Here is a 16946-nt window from a genome sequence, read left to right on the forward strand (position 1 = left end):
CAGAATTACGCCTGAACTTTTGGCAATCGCTGCACAAAAACTAGAAACATCGTAAAATAACGACAGAAAACACATTATTGCAATCATTTACGTGCAGTCTTTCCGTACATGACTTATGCTAAACCTATCTTCTGACATGAAGTTTATTCCATGATGAAAAATTGGGTCGATCCTGAAGCGAAAGCTGAAGCCGAACGCTACGAAAATCCTATTCCAAGCCGTACCTTAATCTTAGAAACCATTGAAACCTTGCAAGCGGCACAGTCACATGCAGACTTGGTAGAGCATTTTGCGATTGCCGATCAAAAAAGTATTGATGCCCTGAGCCATCGTTTAATTGCCATGGTACGTGATGGTCAGCTCATGAAAGATGGATTCAAGTTCCAGCTGGCTGCAGAACAACCGACTCATGACGCCACGGTTTACATCAACAGTAAAGGTTTAGGCACAGCCAATATTGCAGGTCATGAAGATATTTTATTGCCTGAACGCGAACTACGTTTGGTGTTTAATGGCGATCAAGTCAAAGTCCGCCAGACATCGGTAGATCGTAAAGGCAAGGCATGGGGCTTTATTACCGAAGTCACCCAACGTCGTGTCAAACAAATCATTGGTAAATTGTCAGAATACGATGGTGAATATTTTATTCAGCCTGCCCAGCCAAATAGCCATCAGCCCATTACCCTTGAAAAAGAATTGATTGAACATGCCCAAGTTAAATTGGGCGATTCTGTGCGCATTGCGATTGACGACTATCCAACCCGCGAAGAATTTGCCACAGGACATATTATTCAGTCGATGGCAGACAAAGCCGATACTGAAATTATTATTCCGCAAACCATTTTAGAATTTGGTCTGCCGTATGAGTTTCCTGAAGAGGTCATTCAAGAAGCCGAAAGCTTTCAAGAACCGACAGCCCAAGACCGTGAAGGACGTATTGATTTACGCGATTTAGCCTTAGTGACCATTGATGGTGAAGATGCCCGCGACTTTGACGATGCGGTGTACGCAGAAAAACGTCCAGGCGGTGGCTACCGTGTCGTGGTCGCGATTGCCGATGTCAGCCATTATGTCCGCACAGGCAAACCATTGGATGATGAAGCACAGGAACGTGGGACTTCAGTCTATTTCCCGCATTTTGTATTACCGATGTTGCCTGAAGCTTTATCGAATGGTTTATGTTCACTCAATCCGCAGGTTGACCGTTTGTGTATGGTCTGCGATTTAAAACTGTCACGCGCAGGTCGTGTCACAGGTTTTGAATTTTATCCATCGGTCATGCATTCCAAAGCACGTTTAACCTATACTCAAGTGGCACAATATTTTGAGGGTGATAGTGCGGCAATTCCAGAAGATCGGGAGGTGCGCAAATCATTAAATACTCTGTTCCAACTGTATCAAGTGCTGAAAGGTTTACGTGCTGAACGTCATGCCATGGAGTTTGAAACCGTTGAAACCTACATGACCTTTGATGAGTTAGGTGGAATTAAAGAAATTTTGCCGCGCAGCCGTAACGATGCGCATAAACTGATTGAAGAATGTATGTTACTCGCCAACGTCGCAGCAGCAGAATATGCACTCAAACATGATGTGCCGATGCTGTACCGTGTGCATGAACCGCCAGAGTTTTCACGTATTCAAAAAGTCCGTGATTTTGTCAAATTACTTGGGCTACATTTTCCAGAACAACCCACTCAGGCCGACTATCAAGCGGTGATTGAAGCCACTAAAGATCGTATTGATGCACCAAGTATTCACGCGGTGTTATTACGCTCAATGATGCAAGCCTATTATGGCGCCAATAATTCAGGTCACTATGGTTTAGCTTACGATGCCTACACGCATTTCACTTCACCAATCCGTCGCTACCCTGACCTATTGTTGCATCGTGCCATTAAAGCGCATTTAAAACAAAAACCATCACCACTTTCGGGCGCAGCTTTAGATGATGCAGGCGAACATTATTCTGCAACTGAACGTCGTGCCGATGAAGCCTCACGCTCTGTCACCACATGGCTAAAATGCCACTATATGCAGCAGCATTTGGGTGAAGAATTTGTGGGCGTAATTTCTGCAGTAGCCGAATTTGGTTTATTTGTTACTCTCAAAGACCTTTATGTCGATGGCATGATTCATGTCAGCCAGTTGGGCGATGACTTCTTTGTATTTGACCAAGCCAGCCAAAGTCTAATTGGACAAGCACGTGGTCAAAGCTTTAGCTTGGGCGATGAAGTTAAAATTAAAGTCGCGGCTGTCAATTTAGAAGATCGCAAAATTGATTTTGAGCTCATGCAGCAACTCACCCATGCAGGTCGTGCTATTCGTATGCGCGCACCGCGCGTGGCAAAACCGTTCAGCCGTGAAGCCACTGAAGAAGTTTTTTCTGAGCGTCCAAGCAAGGCGACTTTAAGTGAAAACGGTGAGCAACCTGTGCCGAAGAAAAAGCCAAAAAGCAAACCGAGCTCTTACGGTAAAAAAACCTCAGCGAAGTCGGAAGCTAAACCGAAAGACAAAGCCAAAAAAAAGACCAAGGTGAAAAAGAAAAAATCCAATGCCAAAGCAAAGGGTGAGTAAATTTTACTAAATAAAAAAGAGTGCTACGGTGCTCTTTTTCATTTAATATATCTCTATAAAAATAAACCACTTAAAAATCATGACATCACAGAAAATTACTAAATACTATTACCATGAATATGTAATATGCTTAGTCTTTGTACTTAGTATTTCAGCACTGATTGCTCTCTTTTTTATAGACTTCACCCCAACAAATCAAGTCAAAATCACAGCCTTCATTGTTGCAACGTTGATTTATTTGGCTGTTTTGATCTACTTTTATGTTCTGCATAGATACGGACAATGGATCATTCCACGTACATGGACAAATGTACAAAAAAAGCCAAAATTCTATTTTTTACTCCTCTTCCCTATTTTTGTAATTCTGTTTCTTTACTTAAATCTAGTTGTCTATCCTCCTCTGCTTCATACCCTAGTTTTGGGTACACCTACTGTGGTGACATTGGAAGCAAGCGCTGTTAAAAAACATGGTAAAAAAGGAAGTGTCTACTATTCTATTGAAACACCGTATGACTCTACTGGTATGTTTCGAATCAATGTAGATGAATATGAACACTACAAAAATCAAAATCTATTCATAAAATTATCGGTCATTGAGGGGCGCTTTGGCACCTACATCCAAGATATTCAATCTATCCACGGTGAAACAAGAGCGAATAAATAGCACCCAAGGCTTGATTTATCCTTCTAGAAGCCTTACTTCTACAAATAACACAGGAAATAAATCGGCAGACCGACATGACATTAGAAAAGGCAACTTTGCCTGTTCCACAATTTGATCAAATTACCCTGGCAGATTTAAAACAAAAAATTGAGCATGCCATTCAGCAGGGACAAAACTTTTTAAATAATCTGACTGCAGTACCTGAAAATACGACGGCGCAATTAAATGTTTTAGAACAGATTGATCAGCTCGAAAATAACATGAGCGAAGCATGGGGCGTGCTGTCACATTTAAATGCGGTCATGAATAATCCTGAAACCCGCGAAGTGTATCAAGCGCTGTTACCAAGTTTAAGCGACTACTACACTCAATTGGGTCAGCACACGGTGTTGTATCAAAGCTATCAACATATTCACGACGCCAACACCTTTAAAGATTTGCCTGCTGCACAACAAAGCGCAATTCAACTGGCATTGCGCGACTTTAAACTGTCAGGTGTGGCCTTAGAAGGTGAAGCTAAAAAACGCTATGCTGAAATTTCAGCGCGTTTATCGCAACTGTCATCAGACTTTTCCAATCATGTATTGGATGCCACCCAAGCCTATTACAAAGTATTGTCCGAAGATCAGCTCAAAGGTTTACCGCCAAGCAGCGTTGAATTGCTGAAACAATATGGTCAGCAACGCGAATTGGAACAAGCTGTGGCAACACTGGATATTCCTGCCTATTTAGCCATTATGACCTATGCCGATGATCGTGCTTTGCGCGAAACCTTGTATCAGGCATACACTACTCGCGCGTCCGATCAATCAGCCCAGTCTGAATTTGACAACACCCCGATCATGGAAGAAATCTTGCGTTTACGTCAAGAAATGGCGCAATTGCTCGGTTTTAACAACTATGCAGAATTATCCCTTGCCAGCAAAATGGCACCAAGTGTCGAAGCAGTCGATCAATTCCTGCGTGAACTGGCAGAACATGCTCGTGCACCTGCAGAACAAGAAATTGCCGAACTCAAAGCCATTGCCGCCCAAGATGGGATTGATACCTTACAACCGTGGGATACAGGCTACTATTCTGAAAAATTAAAATTACAGCAATTTAACCTTTCACAAGAAATGTTAAAACCATATTTCCCTGCACCGAAAGTGGTTGAAGGTCTATTTAGCATCGTCAAGCGTTTATACGATGTCGATATTATTGAGCGCGCTGCCCCTGTTTGGCATCCTGATGCACGTTATTTTGAACTTGAAGATCAAGGTCAAGTGATTGGTGGTTTTTACTTTGATCTATATGCCCGTACAGGCAAACGCGGCGGCGCATGGATGAGTGGTTTCCGTTCACGCATGCAATTGGCACAAGGTTTACAAAAACCAATTTGCTATATGGTGTGTAACTTTACCCCACCTGTTGCAGACCAACCCGCGCTTTTAACGCATGATGAAGTCATCACCCTATTCCATGAATTTGGACATGGCTTACATCACATGCTAACTGAAGTAGATAATATTGCTGTGGCAGGTACACATGGTGTCGCTTGGGATGCGGTGGAATTACCAAGCCAATTCATGGAATTTTGGACTTGGGATCAAGATAGTTTAGATATGCTGAGTGCGCATATTGAAACCCAAGACACCCTGCCAGAACACCTGCTTAAAGCACTGTTAGATGCACGTTTCTTCCAGTCGGGAATGCAGAGCCTGCGCCAAATTGAATTTGCCCTGTTCGATTTAAGTATTCATCGCAGCAACCCTGCTTTAAATGCGGAACAGATTCAAGCCATGCTAGATGATATTCGTCAAAACTATGCCGTTGCGCCAACTACAGCTTACAACCGCTTCCAGCACAGCTTCAGCCATATTTTCGCAGGCGGCTATGCTGCAGGATATTATTCATACAAATGGGCAGAGGTTTTGGCCAGCGATGCCTTTGATCGCTTTGAAAATGAAGGGCTATTTAACACCGAAACTGGCAAGCAGTTTAGACAGTTTATTCTAGCAGTTGGCGGAAAAGATTCAGCGCTTGACGCATTTATCAATTTCCGCGGACGCGAGCCAAAAATAGACGCACTATTACGTCATCAAGGTTGGACGAACATAGTCAAAAACGCTTAAACTAAGAACTTTAGATGAAGTTAGGGGAGTCGTGATGACCATTAAACGTCGTTTCATTGCAGGCGCAAAATGTCCGAAATGTCAGGCGATGGATCGGGTTGTCATGCTCACCGCTGACGAAGCTGAATGGATCGAATGTATCGAGTGTGATTATACGGAAAACCGTCCAACACATATTGATGAACCTGAAATCCCAGAGGTTTCAGATGAAATTGGGGTGATCCAGTTTAAGCCGCGTCAGTCAAAGTAAAACAATAAGGTTCAACAACGCATGACTGAAGATCAACGACATAACCCTAAGCTTTTATGGGCGATTACGGGTGGGTTAATTATTGTCATTATTGCCGTATTTATCTTTCAATGGATGGGCGATAGCGACAATACTGCGCCTATAGAAACTGCCCCAACTACGGCGTCTGTAGCGAAAGCTGTACCTGCTGAAGCAACGCCATTGCAAGAAGATGAAGCAGCACCAAAACAGTTGGTCACAGAAGATTTACTCAAAGCACCTGTATCTGAGAATGCAGCGCTTGCCAAAGAAGAAGTGGCTAAATTAGATGACATTCAAAATCAGCTGAATGATCAACGTGCCTTATTAAAACAGCAACATAACGATGCCGATGAATTGATTAAACTGAAAGAAGAACAAATCAAAATACTGGAAGCCCAACTGGCACAGTAAGCCTCCTCTGCTTCACATCAGTCATTTTAAAATACGATAAAGGGTCAGTGTTGTAGCCAATTTAAGCTAGAATAGCCAGAGGTTATTCTGGCTTTATTTGTATGACATCTTCTGGTTCTGCCCAACAAAATTTGCTCAAAGCAATTATGCTGTTGACCTGCTCTGCCTTTCTGTTTTCACTCATGGGAGTGTGCGTTCGTTACGCCTCAGAAACGGTAGATAATGCCACAGTGGTATTTTTCCGTAATTTTATTGGTTTGTTTATTTTTATCCCGTTCATTTTCAATAAAGGCTTGGGCTTTTTTAAAACTGAAAAGTTATGGATGCACACTTGGCGTTCGGTGGTCGGCTTAACCGCCATGTATGGTTTTTTCTACGCGATTGCCAATCTAAAACTGTCCAATGCGATGGTCTTTACCTATTCATCGCCTATTTTTATTCCCTTAATTGCATGGCTATTCCTTAAAGAAAAAATCACCAAACCGATGCTATTGGCTGCGTTCATTGGTTTATTTGGCGTGTTATTTGTCGCCAAACCCGATGCAGGTATGTTTAATAGCATGTCCGCAATTGGACTCAGTGCCAGTTTTTTAGCAGCGATGGCTTTTGTCACGGTACGCGCCCTGACTCAAACCGAACCGCCTGAACGCATTGTGTTTTATTTTTGCATGATTGGGACACTCATTTCTGTTGTACCGATGTTCTGGTCATGGCGTCCTTACAACTTAAAAGAATTGAGTTTTTTAATTGGTGCAGGATTGCTGGCCAATATCAGTCAGATCTTTATGTCCAATGCCTACCGTCTTGCCCCTGCTGGGCAAATTGGCCCTGTCAATTACATTGCGATTATTTTTGCAGGGATTTGGGGCTTTAGCTTTTGGCATGAAACGCCAGACTTATTTAGTTTAATTGGCTTTGCCCTAATTTTGCTTGCCATTATTTTGTGCAGTCCACTGTTACAAAAACACCTGAATCACCACTCACCACATTCTTAATGCTGTTTTTGTATTCCCTACACATCAGCCTCATAAACCTTATAAAAAAACACCCCGTAGCGAACTACAGGGTGTTGTTAAACAATAAGATGACTGTGATTAAGTATGCTTATTCATACCAACCGAATAGCTTAAACACATACGGTACATAGGCAATAATCAACATCGCAGGCAGCATCACAATCACAGGTAAAACCCAACGCTCAAAGCGATAATAGAACGGTTTATGACGAACTTCCGCATCGGCTGCAGCGACTTCTTCATCACCAATTGACTGCCTTGCCAATAAGTGATTCAGCGCTACAGGTGGCGTCACATAGCCCAATTCAAAGCCGATGAGGGTAATCATCCAGAAATGCACAGGATGAATCCCATACTGATACGCCACGGGCGCAACTGTTGCCGAAATTAGAATTACCGCACCGAATGGATCCATAATCATGCCCACAAAAATCATCAGGGCAACAATCAGGCTAATCACAATAAAGATGCTGCTAATGTCGGTTGGGAACGCTTCCATAATTTCAATGCGTTCTAAATAGCCACCTACACTGACTGAAAGCGCCATCAAAATTACCAATGCCCCAATATGTCCCACCGTTTCACTGGTCGATAAATGCAGAGCTTTGAAGAAACCATACTGACGCAATGGTGAATCAGGTGCAGTCAATAATGAGCGCTCAGATGAAGCTGCTGTCTGTTGTGCTACAGGCTTGTGATCTAAAGTCTGATCCCACTGCCCCATCGCTGGAATAGGCGCAGGTTCATGGCGCAATTTATCAAACAACACCATCATCAATAAAATAACCGGCATCATTACAGGTGCAGTAAATTCATTCATATTGGTGTCTAAAGCATATTTATAGAACAACCAAATCAACATAAAAATGAGGATATATGGCAATACTGGGCCAAAAGCACGTAAGGACAATGGCGCAGCTATGTTCGGTGCAGCAATGCGGAATTTATTTTCAGCAAAGAACAACGAAATCACTAAAAATAGGGTTGAAGTCAGTAGGAACACATACAAACCATAGTGATACAGCATGTCCGTTGTGACTTCTTTATTCAGCGATGCCACCACAACAATCAATAGGCATGGACGAAGCACGACCCCCATTGAACCCGACATAGCTGTTGCCGCCAGTGCAAACTGACGTCGTCCACCCGCATTCCAAACTTCTTTATAAATGATCGCACCTGCGGCAATGACAAAAATCCCCGATGCACCGGTATAAGCCGTCGGCAATGCCGCAGCAATCAAAATCAGCCAGGTTAAAGTTTCAGGTGCCAAATTCCACGGACGCAGAATATTCAGGAACAAATCCACAATTCGGGTTTGTTTGAGCAACATCCCCGCCCAAATAAACAAAGCCAAGTTCAAGAAAATACTAGAGAATTCGACCAGTTGCCCTAGGTAAATCCCTTGCCCCATTGGATAATCCATCAGGAAGGTAAAAGAGAAACCCGTACTAATTGCCATATAGGCATACAAAGGTACGCTCAGGAAAGCAAGACCTAAACTACCGCCTTCACGGGTCGGTGCAGGTGGCTTAATAAGCTGGAATAAACTAATTAAAGTCAGAGTTGCAAACAGAATCATCCACATCCAGTAAATGATTTGCGTTTCACCACTCATCGGTACGCCTGAATTGAGTACTGAACGATATTGACTGATACTTGACGAGGTTAAGAAACCATTCGCCACCACCATTAAGGTCGAATACACCTTGAAGTCAATTTTGGTCGCAGGGCCACGTAAACCAATGTGATGGGTCTTTAAAGTGGCACTAATTGCAGCAAAGACCACCATCAATACCAATAAAATGGCACGGTTTTCAGTACCAAATTTAAAAATACCAAAAAAAGAGGTTTCAATGGTTCGATAAATTTTCAAGCTTGGATGGGCTTGAATATGCTGAATCGCCTGATCATGAAATTGAAATTTTTCTTCACAAATTTGTTTGGCTGCCAAAATTGAAGCACGGACATCTGACTCAGAGGCAGTACCAAAAATATCGGCAAACTCATCAGCAGCATTGGCTTGCATTTGGGCATGTACTTGTGCATCGATATCGGGGTTGCGTTCGCAGTCAGGTGCAGTGGGTTCGGCACGCAAAAATGAATACTGCATACCCGTTGCAGGGTCACCGTATAGGCGTTCACCCATGCGCAACAACTGACCATGTACCATTTCACCTGTACCAATAATAAGTGTCAGTAGCAACAAGATCAAAATAACGAATGTAGAAATCCATTCTGTCCATATATGTCTGAGCAAAGCCAAGCCAGACCTGCGTTGTCCGTTATTGTGCATATATTTTCCTGTTTTTATTCTATGCAGAAACCGAGACACTCGAATTTCTGTCTATCCTTATTCAACGGAATGTCCATCTTCCATTGAGCATTTTTGTATTCAGTTTAAATGTGAATGAACGTCGTTATTTTTAAAATGACAATATAGATTTTCTTTTAAGTAAAAATGGTCAATTGTGAGATTTTATGTGAGCCCTTTTTGCCATCATTTTGATGTAATTTTAATGCGGATCAATGCAATAGGCCCAAATAATATAAGCCAGTGCAAAAATTACTCCCCAAATCACCCCCAATAAATGTGCCTCAACTAATACAGGACTCCCGATTAATTCTGCTGTACCCAAACTGCCCACGGTATTTTCCCAAATCAGTTTAGATAAAATAAGCAGCAAGACCAATGTGGCAAAGCCACGTTCTTTTTTATAAAGCAAATGCACACATGCCACCGCCACATAAGCACCATGCAACACCCCAGAAAGTCCTGCATAGGCATCAATATCGGCAAGGAAGTAATAGAAACTCAGACTAATCGCTGGCGGTAGTACCAACAAAAGCGCCACAAAGTGCCATACTTTGGCATGCGGAAAAATAAAAGGTAAACAGGCAAACGCGATCATATTGAGTAAATAATGAATCCAGCCCACATGCACCCAATGCCCTGTCCATAAGCGCCAAAATTCATCCAATAAATGTGTAGACCAATAAATAAAATGCTCTGCAAAAATCTGCAAACATGCCGAAACCGACATACATGCCGCAATAAACACAATTTTTCGACTGAGAAATTGAGATGAATATTGCATAGGCGCTTGCATCCTCCAAATTATTCTTGTTATGTGCTTCGGCAAACGGATTGCCCAATCCTAAAATTTCTTGTCTATATTGAATTGGGCAATCTTGATATTTTTACAATTGAGCTGCCGTATCCTCATTAAATAAATCATCTAATTCAGATGAATCATCTTGTTCATCCCAGAAACGTTGCTGATCACCAGTACGCACACCTGTATGTTCAGTCCAGTAACGGTCTGAAATTCCTTGTACCATGCTTCCTGCCATGGCATCAATCAATTTAAATTGTGGATTTACAGGTTTTTCGTCACTGCGTGCATTAGAAAAGGCTTTGAGTGCATCGCGGATTTTGGCATCTTCACCACTGGCTTGGGCAGCAACCGCATATAAAGCGTGTGATAAACGCACCCCTTTATTTTCACCAATTTGCATCGACTGCTTTAAGGTTTGATACGGATCAGGTTTGCCATCTCCCGCACCTGGAAGCAAAGTCCAAATTACGGCACGTGTAGCCTCTGGTGCGCCCCAGAATTTTTCATTGTTTAAACAGGTCATACCACGTTCAACAATCGCGGCAATATCTTTAGGCACATGCACTGCCCCGCCTGAATTAATATCATTGGTCATGGCTTGCAAGCCACTCAACATCCCCAACATATACACAGTTTGATCAATATCACTGTTCATTTTTGGACAACCTTCGCCCAAAGGTTTCCGATATTTCTTTTCCCAACGATGCTGAAACAATTGATAGCCTGTGTATTGGCGCTGTGCCGCCAAAGCCGCCCAACGTTTTTGCTGAATCCGCGCATCTTGCGCTTCGCCCACTTGCCCTGCTTTTGCTGCACGTAAATAACGCAATTCAGCATCCAAAGCTTTTTCTTCGGCACAAATACCCGCAGCCGAATACATTAGTACCGCAACACGGGTTGGGTCTGCGCCCATATCTTTAGTCGCCATAATGGCAGGGGTTAAGGAATTACCAGAATTACACACCATTTCAGCATCTTCCATCGCTAAAATTGGCGGCACAATATGTTTTTCAGTAAATCCAAGTGCGACATTGGCACCTGTTTTGATCACTTGTGAACAACCTGATAATAATAAACTTGTGATTGCAAATACGGCCACACCCTGGCCTATTTTTTGGACTTGCGACATTTTCCTGTCCTCTATAATTGTGTTTATGTCCATTGCAACAAACATAGCAGAAGCAATATCTGAATAAAAGCGTCTACTTGCTGCTTCAGATGGATAACTTTGCCATGTTTTAAAGTGACTAAAATTGACTGAAATCTGTCATCCGACAAAATTTAGGCAAAAAAAAGTAGCATTGCGACGGTTCAGCACATGCTACTTATTAACTGATGCCCAATTCGGGCTTATCTTAAAAAATCTTTCGACTAAATTTAAATCTGCACATTTCAGGAATCTGATTTGTATTGATCTACACTTGTCTGGAATGAATATAACTGAAAATAGGGATATGTGTAATCTTTTATGCCAATATAAAATGACTGATCAGGACACGAAAAATAGATGATAATTTTATCTTTATGATACTTATAGTTTTTTATTATTATAAAAATATACAGCTGTCTGTAAATTAGAGCATTTTCGCCAATACTTTTAGAGCCTTCCATTCCGCCTTGGAAACCTGATCACACCAAATCACCACAGGTTTAAAGGCTTGCTGAAATTCCATGACGATATAAATTTGATGATCTATCACTTGACGCAGTTGCACACGCTGAATTTCAATTTGGCGAGCTGTGCTTTTAATCTGTTGTGATACTACACGAGGCGCGAGATAGGAAATTGACCATTCACGGTCATCTAATTGATCTAAACCAACAATTCGGTTTGCACGAACAAATTTAAAATATGTCCAGCCCATAATGACAATACATACAACGCTAAGCCATGGCTTTAACACTTGTAGTAAAAGCCAAACGATGAGTAGAGCGATCATCAGCTGAAACACTATTGCGATGACACTAGGTTTCAGCTGAAACTGCTGCTTAGCCATGCACATAATGCTTTAGTTTACGGATAAAATCTTTCAACTCAGGACGTGGTGGCTCAGACACTTCCATAAACCAATCCAATAAATCTGGGTCTTCCTGCTCAACCAAATCGGCAAACATTTGTTTTTCTTCCGCACTGGCAGTCAAATAATGATTTTTCACATACGGGTCAAAATAGACATCAATTTCCTTTAAACCACGACGGGCACGGTAAATCACTTTGCGTTCTTCTAAGCTGATGTCATCACTCATGCGGTTTCCCCATTAAAATTAAACTCAGGCTAGTTTAACCGACCCCTTTTAAAGTTTCGATGACTTTTATGCAGCATTGACCAAAAGCATCATCTTTCATTTGCAATTGAAACTTTTGCACCTTGTTGCCCCCTATAAATTCTTCTAAGGTGAATTCAAAATAACAACATCAAGAAGATAAAACCATGCAATCTGCCGCAATTCGCCCCATTGCCAATATGTTACCGCGCACCTTATTCAGTGCTGAACACGATAGTTTTCGTGATTTGGTACGAAAATTCTATTTGCAGGAAGTCATCCCCCATACTGAAAAATTTGAAGCGCAGCAGCATGTAGACCGTGATCTATGGCGTAAAGCAGGTACTTTGGGTTTGCTGTGTAGCACCATGCCTGAAGAATATGCAGGTTCAGGGGTAGACCGCTTATACAGCATGATTTTGATTGAAGAACAAGCCTATGCAGGTGACAGTGCTACCGGTTTTTCACTGCATTCAGATATTGTCGCCAATTACATTAATAACTTTGGCACAACTGAACAAAAACAACACTGGTTACCCCGCATGGCCACAGGCGAAGTGATAACCGCGATTGCCATGACCGAACCCGGTACAGGTTCAGACTTACAAGCTGTGCGTACCTCTGCGGTATTGGATGGCGATGAATACGTGATTAATGGTTCTAAAATTTTTATTACCAACGGCTATTTGTGCGACATGGCGATTGTGGTATGTAAAACAGCGAACACAGACAAAGGTTCAGCCAATCTGTCTTTAATATTGGTAGAAGCAGACCGTGCGGGATTTAGCAAAGGCAAACCACTGAATAAAATTGGTATGAAAGGTCAGGACACTTGCGAATTATTTTTTGATAATGTCCGCGTGCCTCGCAGCAATTTATTGGGTGCAGAAGGCATGGGCTTTATCATGCTGATGAAAGAACTGGCTTGGGAACGCTTAATTGTCGCGATTATTTGCCAAGCAGGTGCAGAAGCTGCTTTTGCACATACACTGCAATATACTCAGCAACGTCAAGCCTTTGGCAAAAGTATTCATAGCTTTCAAAATACGCGCTTTAAACTGGCAGAATTACGCACCGAAATTGATTTCTGTCGTGCTTTTTTAGATCAATGTATGCAGTTACAACTTCAAGATCAGCTCAGTGTTGAAGCTGCAGCGGCCGCCAAATATAAAATTTCAGAGATGTACTCCAAAGTGGTGGATGAATGTCTACAACTGCATGGTGGTTATGGCTATATGCTTGAGTATCCAATTGCACGTGCTTACTTAGACAATCGGGCCAATCGCATTTATGCAGGCACCAATGAAATTATGAAAGAGCTGATTTCACGTTCTTTATAAAACTTCCACCTCAACATAAAATGGCGCAAGAGATTTTAAATCCCTTGCACCATGCTATTTTTGCCCCTGATGATTTAAGACACTAATTTAGGTTTACGCTGCTGTGCAGGCACAGCTTGTTTGAACTTTAAAATACCATCTTCAAAACTTGCCTGTTTTAAGGTTTTGCGATCTTCTAAGTAATTGTTGGTGACTCGCCATGGCGCATGTTTGCCTTGCTTCGGCATCACATCAGCAGCACGCGCGATATAGCCTGAACTCAAACTGCCCATCACCGTATCTTCCAATAACTCAGTTTGATCGCCTTGAGGAATCACCTCGTCATAACCTTGTCGATCCATATAATTGAGCAAACGACAAATATAATCCGCAGCCACATCCACTTTAAGTGTCCAAGATGCATTAATATAGCCAATAATCATCGCCATATTCGGCACATCGCTAACCATCACACCTTGATACAGCATGTGCTTAGAAGTGTCTAAAGGCTCACCATCAATTGTGGCTTGAATACCACCTAGAATCTGAATATTCAAACCAGTGGCAGAGACAATAATATCGGCATCCAGATGCTTACCTGATTTTAATTGCACACCTGTTTCAGTAAAACTTGCAATTTGATCAGTTTCAATCGAGGCATGCCCTTCGCGTAAAATCTTAAATAAATCACCATCAGGCACAACACATAAACGCTGATCCCACGGATTATAATGTGGCGTGAAATGCTTCATATCCACCTTGCCTTTGAGCTGCATTTGGATAGATTTCAGCAACAAAGTCCGCAGTAATTTCGGCTGTTTTTGTGCTAAAGCATAAATTGCGCGTTGCATGCCAATATTACGTGCGCGCGTGATTTTGTAAGCAACATCTTCAGGCAAAACTTTACGCATTTGCTGATAAACAAAATCCATTGCAGGCACTGAAGCAATATATGTCGGTGAGCGTTGCAGCATGGTGACATGCGCTGCACCACCTTTCGACATGGCAGGGACTAAGGTAATCGCAGTTGCACCACTGCCAATAATTAACACCTTTTTACCACGATAATCTAAATTTTCAGGCCAATGCTGAGGGTGGATAAATGTGCCTTTAAACGCCTGCTGATTCGGAAAGTCAGGCTGAAAACCTTGATCGTAATTGTAATAGCCTGTGCAGCCTAAAACAAAATTAGCCACCCAAGTTTCAATCTGTTGTGCTGCATTTTCTATGCGTAACGTCCACTTACGTGTTTGAGAATCATAATTGGCAGATAGTACACGATGTTTAAAATGAATTTTTGAATGTAAGGCTTTTTCTTGAATGACTTCTGCTAAATAACCTTTGATAGATGCGCCATCGGCAAGTACATTGGTTTTTTTCCAAGGCTTAAAATTATAACCAAAAGTCGACATATCCGAATCTGAACGAATGCCCGGATATTGGAATAAATCCCAAGTGCCACCAAAACTTTGACGACGCTCAATAATTTCAAAAGAACGCTGTGGGCAGTTTTGACTTAAATGTGCTGCTACACCAATGCCCGAAATCCCTGCCCCAATAATTAATATATCAACCTGCTTATCCATGTTTTATTGTCCAGCTTGAATGATGTTTTTTATTAAAGCATAAATTTGACAATACACAATGTCAAGTTTAGCAAAAGTTACTAAAATTTATATCAATTCGGGACAATTTCATCATTTATTGAGATTCAATATATTTTTTTCATAAAAAAAGACCGGTAAAACCGGTCTTTTTCTGAACAACGTGCGTTATTCTTAGCGAAATTATTTAACTTCGCGATCTACAAGCTCAACGTAAGCCATCGGTGCAGCATCACCCGCACGGAAGCCCGCTTTAAGAACACGTAGATAACCGCCGTTACGCTCTTTGTAACGAGGGCCAAGAACGGTAAATAATTTACCAACAGTTGCTGCTGAACGAGTACGAGCAAACGCTAAACGACGGTTTGCTACTGTATCGTTTTTAGCTAAAGTGATTAAAGGCTCAGCAACACGACGTAATTCTTTTGCTTTAGGAACAGTTGTTTTGATTAACTCGTGTTCGAACAAAGAATTAGCCAAGTTTTGGAACATCGCTTTGCGATGGCTGCTTGTACGGCCTAATTTCACACCACTATTACGATGACGCATGGTGATAGTCCTACTTAATTAACGGCTACGATAGGCGAAACGATCGTCCATACGGAGACTAGCCGGTGGCCAGTTCTCTAAACGCATGCCGAGCTGTAAGCCTTTAGAAGCCAGAACATCTTTGATCTCTGTAAGCGATTTTTTACCCAAGTTAGGTGTTTTAAGTAGCTCAACTTCAGTACGCTGTACAAGATCACCAATGTAGTAAATATTTTCTGCTTTCAAACAGTTAGCAGAACGAACAGTAAGCTCTAGATCATCTACTGGACGAAGCAAGATTGGGTCAACTTCTTCACGAGGCTCTTGAGCAACAGGAGCTTGATCTTTCTGAAGATCAACAAAAATTGCAATTTGTTGTTGCAAGATTGTTGCCGCTTTGCGGATTGCTTCTTCTGGATCAACTGTACCATTGGTTTCAAGATCAATGATCAACTTGTCAAGGTCAGTACGTTGTTCTACACGCGCATTTTCTACGATGTAAGACACACGTTTAATTGGGCTATAAGAAGCATCTAACTGCAAACGACCTACAGGGCGAGTTTCGCCTTCTGGGAAACGTGAGTCAGATGTTTCATAACCACGACCTTGAGCAACTTTCAGGCGCATTTTTAAATTGCCTGTAGCACTTAAAGTGCCAATCAAGTGTTCAGGGTTAACCACTTCAACATTATGCGGTAAACGAAGGTCTGCAGCAGTTACATCGCCTGGACCTTGTTTTTCCAATGTCAAATAAGCTTCATTTTGATCGAACAGCTTAATAGACAATCCTTTCAGGTTCAGCAAGAGCTCGACGATGTCCTGCTGCAAGCCTTCCAAAGTACTGTACTCGTGCTCGACACCTTCAATTTCAACTTCTACCACAGCTGCGCCAGGTAAAGAAGAAAGAAGGATGCGACGTAAAGCATTACCAAGAGTGTGACCAAAGCCACGCTCTAATGGTTCTAGAATAACTTTTGCCGAGGTCCCGCTTGCCGCTTCGACCTTGATCGCTTGCGGAGTAAGAAACTCATTTGCAGTACGCGTCATTATTGCTACCTCAA

The 16946-nt window shown here is 42.1% G+C and carries 15 protein-coding genes; 7 read left to right on the forward strand and 8 right to left on the reverse strand.

Annotation, left to right across the window (positions count from 1 at the left end):
• The first annotated feature begins 150 nt into the window (after positions 1-150).
• The 6 genes from rnr (at position 151) to E0H79_RS00345 (ending at position 7029) form a co-directional block, all read left to right on the forward strand.
• The gene (gene rnr / locus E0H79_RS00320; protein ID WP_131260578.1) at positions 151-2574 is read left to right on the forward strand and encodes a ribonuclease R; all 2424 of its coding nucleotides are present in this window, start codon (positions 151-153) and stop codon (positions 2572-2574) included.
• A gap of 79 nt (positions 2575-2653) precedes the next feature.
• Entirely contained in the window at positions 2654-3238 is a 585-nt protein-coding gene (locus E0H79_RS00325; RefSeq protein WP_111885424.1) for a hypothetical protein, read from the forward strand.
• Positions 3239-3312: 74 nt separating this feature from the next.
• Complete coding sequence (locus E0H79_RS00330) at positions 3313-5352, forward strand: M3 family metallopeptidase (RefSeq protein WP_131260579.1); 2040 nt, start codon at positions 3313-3315, stop codon at positions 5350-5352.
• A 40-nt stretch (positions 5353-5392) separates the two neighbouring features.
• Entirely contained in the window at positions 5393-5602 is a 210-nt protein-coding gene (locus E0H79_RS00335) for a YheV family putative zinc ribbon protein (RefSeq protein ID WP_171324836.1), read from the forward strand.
• A gap of 21 nt (positions 5603-5623) precedes the next feature.
• Positions 5624-6034 (forward strand): hypothetical protein, encoded by a 411-nt coding sequence (locus tag E0H79_RS00340; RefSeq protein WP_104852579.1) that lies wholly within the window; start codon positions 5624-5626, stop codon positions 6032-6034.
• 101 nt (positions 6035-6135) lie between these two features.
• Complete coding sequence (locus E0H79_RS00345) at positions 6136-7029, forward strand: DMT family transporter (RefSeq protein WP_131260580.1); 894 nt, start codon at positions 6136-6138, stop codon at positions 7027-7029.
• Between the two features lie 109 nt (positions 7030-7138).
• Here the strand turns inward: E0H79_RS00345 and E0H79_RS00350 are convergent, their stop codons facing one another.
• The 5 genes from E0H79_RS00350 to E0H79_RS00370 all read right to left on the reverse strand — a co-directional run bounded on the left by E0H79_RS00350 (position 7139) and on the right by E0H79_RS00370 (position 12416).
• Positions 7139-9346 (reverse strand): TRAP transporter large permease subunit, encoded by a 2208-nt coding sequence (locus E0H79_RS00350; protein WP_131260581.1) that lies wholly within the window; start codon positions 9344-9346, stop codon positions 7139-7141.
• 220 nt (positions 9347-9566) lie between these two features.
• Positions 9567-10148, reverse strand: coding sequence for a rhombosortase (gene rrtA, locus E0H79_RS00355; RefSeq protein WP_104853260.1), 582 nt, complete (start codon positions 10146-10148; stop codon positions 9567-9569).
• A 103-nt stretch (positions 10149-10251) separates the two neighbouring features.
• The gene (locus E0H79_RS00360; RefSeq protein WP_004974758.1) at positions 10252-11298 is read right to left on the reverse strand and encodes a hypothetical protein; all 1047 of its coding nucleotides are present in this window, start codon (positions 11296-11298) and stop codon (positions 10252-10254) included.
• 445 nt (positions 11299-11743) lie between these two features.
• Positions 11744-12166: a protein YgfX gene (locus tag E0H79_RS00365; protein ID WP_131260582.1), complete on the reverse strand. Its 423-nt coding sequence runs from the start codon at positions 12164-12166 to the stop codon at positions 11744-11746.
• Positions 12159-12416: a succinate dehydrogenase assembly factor 2 gene (locus E0H79_RS00370; protein ID WP_004974752.1), complete on the reverse strand. Its 258-nt coding sequence runs from the start codon at positions 12414-12416 to the stop codon at positions 12159-12161. Before E0H79_RS00370 ends, E0H79_RS00365 begins: the two co-directional genes overlap by 8 nt.
• 185 nt (positions 12417-12601) lie before the next feature.
• Here E0H79_RS00370 and E0H79_RS00375 point away from each other — a divergent pair, with 185 nt between their 5' ends.
• Positions 12602-13774: an acyl-CoA dehydrogenase family protein gene (locus tag E0H79_RS00375; protein WP_131260583.1), complete on the forward strand. Its 1173-nt coding sequence runs from the start codon at positions 12602-12604 to the stop codon at positions 13772-13774.
• A gap of 74 nt (positions 13775-13848) precedes the next feature.
• On the opposite strand, the gene E0H79_RS00380 is transcribed toward E0H79_RS00375, so the two are convergent.
• The 3 genes from E0H79_RS00380 to E0H79_RS00390 all read right to left on the reverse strand — a co-directional run bounded on the left by E0H79_RS00380 (position 13849) and on the right by E0H79_RS00390 (position 16932).
• The gene (locus E0H79_RS00380; protein ID WP_131260584.1) at positions 13849-15339 is read right to left on the reverse strand and encodes a flavin-containing monooxygenase; all 1491 of its coding nucleotides are present in this window, start codon (positions 15337-15339) and stop codon (positions 13849-13851) included.
• A gap of 201 nt (positions 15340-15540) precedes the next feature.
• The gene (rplQ, locus tag E0H79_RS00385) at positions 15541-15906 is read right to left on the reverse strand and encodes a 50S ribosomal protein L17 (protein ID WP_004974746.1); all 366 of its coding nucleotides are present in this window, start codon (positions 15904-15906) and stop codon (positions 15541-15543) included.
• Positions 15907-15924: 18 nt separating this feature from the next.
• On the reverse strand, positions 15925-16932 hold the full coding sequence (locus E0H79_RS00390) for a DNA-directed RNA polymerase subunit alpha (protein WP_004974745.1): 1008 nt from the start codon (positions 16930-16932) through the stop codon (positions 15925-15927).
• Positions 16933-16946 lie beyond the last annotated feature (14 nt).

The sequence above is a fragment of the Acinetobacter sp. ANC 5045 genome (assembly GCF_004331005.1).
Classification (GTDB): Bacteria; Pseudomonadota; Gammaproteobacteria; order Pseudomonadales; family Moraxellaceae; genus Acinetobacter; species Acinetobacter towneri.

Bases quoted from the DNA above. Each gene is read 5' to 3' on its own strand.
- E0H79_RS00365 (WP_131260582.1), bottom strand. From the start codon at position 12,166: ATGGCTAAGCAGCAGTTTCAGCTGAAACCTAGTGTCATCGCAATAGTG.
- E0H79_RS00325 (WP_111885424.1), top strand. From the start codon at position 2,654: ATGACATCACAGAAAATTACTAAATACTATTACCATGAATATGTAATA.
- E0H79_RS00375 (WP_131260583.1), top strand. From the start codon at position 12,602: ATGCAATCTGCCGCAATTCGCCCCATTGCCAATATGTTACCGCGCACC.
- E0H79_RS00330 (WP_131260579.1), top strand. From the start codon at position 3,313: ATGACATTAGAAAAGGCAACTTTGCCTGTTCCACAATTTGATCAAATT.
- E0H79_RS00345 (WP_131260580.1), top strand. From the start codon at position 6,136: ATGACATCTTCTGGTTCTGCCCAACAAAATTTGCTCAAAGCAATTATG.
- E0H79_RS00340 (WP_104852579.1), top strand. From the start codon at position 5,624: ATGACTGAAGATCAACGACATAACCCTAAGCTTTTATGGGCGATTACG.
- E0H79_RS00390 (WP_004974745.1), bottom strand. From the start codon at position 16,932: ATGACGCGTACTGCAAATGAGTTTCTTACTCCGCAAGCGATCAAGGTC.
- rplQ (WP_004974746.1), bottom strand. From the start codon at position 15,906: ATGCGTCATCGTAATAGTGGTGTGAAATTAGGCCGTACAAGCAGCCAT.
- E0H79_RS00360 (WP_004974758.1), bottom strand. From the start codon at position 11,298: ATGTCGCAAGTCCAAAAAATAGGCCAGGGTGTGGCCGTATTTGCAATC.
- rrtA (WP_104853260.1), bottom strand. From the start codon at position 10,148: ATGCAATATTCATCTCAATTTCTCAGTCGAAAAATTGTGTTTATTGCG.
- E0H79_RS00350 (WP_131260581.1), bottom strand. From the start codon at position 9,346: ATGCACAATAACGGACAACGCAGGTCTGGCTTGGCTTTGCTCAGACAT.
- E0H79_RS00370 (WP_004974752.1), bottom strand. From the start codon at position 12,416: ATGAGTGATGACATCAGCTTAGAAGAACGCAAAGTGATTTACCGTGCC.
- E0H79_RS00380 (WP_131260584.1), bottom strand. From the start codon at position 15,339: ATGGATAAGCAGGTTGATATATTAATTATTGGGGCAGGGATTTCGGGC.
- rnr (WP_131260578.1), top strand. From the start codon at position 151: ATGATGAAAAATTGGGTCGATCCTGAAGCGAAAGCTGAAGCCGAACGC.